The 509-nt window shown below is 73.9% G+C and carries 1 protein-coding gene; it reads left to right on the top strand.

From position 1 onward, the window contains the following. Positions 1-509: SDR family NAD(P)-dependent oxidoreductase (locus tag FB586_RS19020; protein ID WP_246037003.1), on the top strand; the 509-nt coding region annotated here is incomplete at both ends.

The following is a 509-nucleotide window of genomic DNA, read 5'->3' on the forward strand; positions in this document are numbered from 1 at the left end:
CGCATGGACATCACCGGATCCACCGCCATCGTCACCGGCGGCGCCAGCGGCATCGGTGCCGCCGTCGCCCGCGCGCTCGCCGCGAAGGGCGCCGTGGTCGTGGTCGCCGACCTGAACGCCGAGAAGGGCGAGGCCCTCGCGTCCGAGATCGGCGGCGTCTTCGCCTCCGTCGACGTGACCCGGACCGAGCAGGTCGCCGCCGCCGTCGAGGCCGCGGCCGAGATCGCCCCGCTGCGCGCGTGCGTCAACTCCGCCGGAATCGGCTGGGCCCAGCGCACCATCGGTCGCGACGGGCTGCTGGAGCAGGCGCACGACCTCGACGCCTTCCGCAAGGTGGTCGAGATCAACCTCATCGGCACCTTCGACATGACCCGCCAGGCCGCCACCGTGATGAGCCGCAACGAGCCCGACGTCGACGGCCAGCGCGGAGCGATCGCCCACCCCGCGTCGGTCGCGGCCTTCGACGGCCAGATCGGCCAGGCGTCGTACTCCGCCTCCAAGCGCGGCGC

The organism is Cellulomonas telluris, from assembly GCF_004886325.1.
GTDB classification, from domain to species: Bacteria; Actinomycetota; Actinomycetes; order Actinomycetales; family Cellulomonadaceae; genus Cellulomonas; species Cellulomonas telluris.